The sequence below is a fragment of the Streptomyces sp. NRRL B-24572 genome (assembly GCF_002156145.1).
GTDB classification, from domain to species: Bacteria; Actinomycetota; Actinomycetes; order Streptomycetales; family Streptomycetaceae; genus Streptomyces; species Streptomyces vietnamensis.
This window is the reverse complement of record NZ_MWIG01000664.1, coordinates 1-2,429: the sequence shown is the minus strand read 5'-3', so window position 1 is coordinate 2,429 and position 2,429 is coordinate 1. Positions and strand designations below refer to the sequence as shown.

Here is a 2,429-nt window from a genome sequence, read left to right as displayed (position 1 = left end):
TGCGCCCACAGGCCGTCGTCGGCGAAGGCGGGCCGCTGGGTCCGGAACTTGGTGTAGTCGCCCTTGCCGTCGGGGACGGGTTGCTTGTTCTTCAGCTGCCCCTGGATCGCGTCGCCCTTGGAGTAGATCTTGGTGACGTTCCCGGCGGCGACCTGTTTGTCGAACTCGGTGTACGAGATCGTCGGGCCCTCGCCCTCGTTGAAGAACGAGAGCACGAGGTTGGCGATCAGGTACACGACGAGCGCGGTGAGGATGAGACCGCCCCAGCCCCCGGGCATCTTCTTCTTCGGCGACGGGGGCGGCGGTGCCCCTTCCGAGCGCCAGGGCTGGTCGGGCCGGTCGCGCGGGGGTACGGGGTTGGCCACGTGGCTCTCCTCGGGGCGGCAGTGGCCCCAGTATCGAAGAGCGGGATAAATCGGGCATCGCGGGCGGTCCGGAGGGATGAAAAGGGGCCCGGGGCGGTTTCGCACCGCCCCGGGCCCCTCACACCGGACCGATCAGCCCATGAACTTCTTGAACTCCTCCGGGAGCTCGAAGTCCTTCGGGGTCTGCCCCGCCGCCGGCAGACCGAAGGCGCCGCCGGCCTGTGCCTGCTCGCGGCGCTCGGCCGCGGCCTGCTCCTCGGCCTTGCGCTTCATCGGGTTGCCGCTCTTGCGCTTGCCCTTGGCCTGCTTGACCTGCTTCTTCTGCCGGCCGGGACCGCCGCCCATGCCCGGGATGCCCGGCATCCCCGGCAGGCCGCCGCCCTGCGCCATGCGGGACATCATCTTGCGGGCCTCGAAGAACCGCTCGACCAGGCCCTTGACCGCGCTGACCTCGACGCCGGAACCCTTGGCGATACGGGCACGGCGGGAGCCGTTGATGATGGTCGGGTCCTGGCGCTCGGCCGGGGTCATCGACTTGATGATGGCGGCCGTGCGGTCGACGTCGCGCTCGTCGATGTTGGCGATCTGCTCCTTCATCTGGCCCATGCCGGGCAGCATCCCGAGCAGCTTGGAGATGGAGCCCATCTTGCGGACCTGCTCCATCTGGGCCAGGAAGTCGTCGAGCGTGAAGCCCTCGCCCTTCTTCGAGGCGAGCTTCGAGGCCATCTTGGCGGCCTCTTCCTCGTCGAAGGTCTGCTGCGCCTTCTCGATGAGGGAGAGCATGTCGCCCATGCCGAGGATGCGGGACGCCATGCGGTCCGGGTGGAACGCGTCGAAGTCGTCCAGCTTCTCGCCGTTGGAGGCGAACATGATCTGCTTGCCGGTGACGTGCGCGATGGAGAGCGCGGCACCACCGCGGGCGTCGCCGTCGAGCTTGGACAGCACGACGCCGTCGAAGCCGACGCCGTCGCGGAAGGCCTCGGCGGTGTTGACCGCGTCCTGACCGATCATGGCGTCGACGACGAAGAGGACCTCGTCGGGGCTGACGGCGTCGCGGATGTCCGCGGCCTGCTGCATCAGCTCCTGGTCGATGCCGAGGCGGCCGGCGGTGTCGACGATGACGACGTCGTACAGCTTGGTCCGCGCGTACTCGATCGAGTCCTTCGCGACCTGGACCGGGTCACCGACGCCGTTGCCCGGCTGCGGGCCGTAGAAGGCCACGCCCGCGCGGTCGGCGACGACGGAGAGCTGCGTGACGGCGTTGGGGCGCTGGAGGTCACAGGCGACGAGCAGCGGGGAGTGGCCCTGGCTCTTCAGCCAGAGGCCGAGCTTTCCGGCGAGGGTGGTCTTACCGGCACCCTGGAGACCGGCGAGCATGATCACGGTCGGCGCGGTCTTGGCGAACCGCAGACGGCGGGTCTCGCCGCCCAGGATGGCGATCAGCTCGTCGTTGACGATCTTGATGACCTGCTGGGCGGGGTTGAGGGCCTGGGAGACCTCGGCGCCGAGCGAGCGCTCCTTGACCTGCTTGATGAAGGCGCGGACGACCGGCAGGGCGACATCCGCTTCGAGCAGCGCGATACGGATCTCGCGCGCGGTGGCGTCGATGTCCGCCTCGGACAGACGGCCCTTGCCGCGGAGGTTCTTGAAGGTCGCTGCAAGGCGGTCGGAGAGGGTATCGAACACGGCGGTCGCGGATCCTCGGTGTCGGGGGCGGTCGGATTGCCCTCCAGGGTATCGGGCCGCTCGAAGTGTGTGCCCCCGCCCGCCGAATCCGGCGCGCGGGGACGGTCCGGTTCAGGAATTCACCGCAGCGCCTCCTCCAGTGCCCGGGCCAGGTCGATCGCCTCCTCGTCCGGGAGGAGGGAGCCGTCCGGGCGGGTCACGTACAGGGTGTCGACGGCGTTGGCGCCCAGGGTGGAGACATGGGCGCTCCGCACCCGTACCGCCGCCCCCTCCAGGGCGCGGCCGATGCGGTGGAGCAGGCCGGGGGCGTCCTGGGCGCGGACCTCGATGACGGTGGCGAGGCGGGAGTCGGCGGCGGTACGGGTGCGGAGCGCCCAT

General features: G+C 69.9%; 3 protein-coding genes. All 3 read right to left on the bottom strand.

The window, feature by feature from the left end; all coding sequences use genetic code 11:
• The coding region (locus CCN56_RS33005) for an ATP-dependent metallopeptidase FtsH/Yme1/Tma family protein (protein ID WP_179200064.1) at window positions 1-365 on the bottom strand (365 nt) is incomplete at its 3' end.
• A gap of 132 nt (window positions 366-497) precedes the next feature.
• Window positions 498-2,051 carry a signal recognition particle protein gene (gene ffh / locus CCN56_RS33000; protein ID WP_086831535.1) on the bottom strand — a complete coding sequence of 518 codons (1,554 nt, stop codon included), beginning with the start codon at window positions 2,049-2,051 and terminating at the stop codon, window positions 498-500.
• 119 nt (window positions 2,052-2,170) lie between these two features.
• A partial coding sequence (locus tag CCN56_RS32995; protein WP_143664699.1) for an ACT domain-containing protein occupies window positions 2,171-2,429 on the bottom strand: 259 nt, incomplete at its 5' end.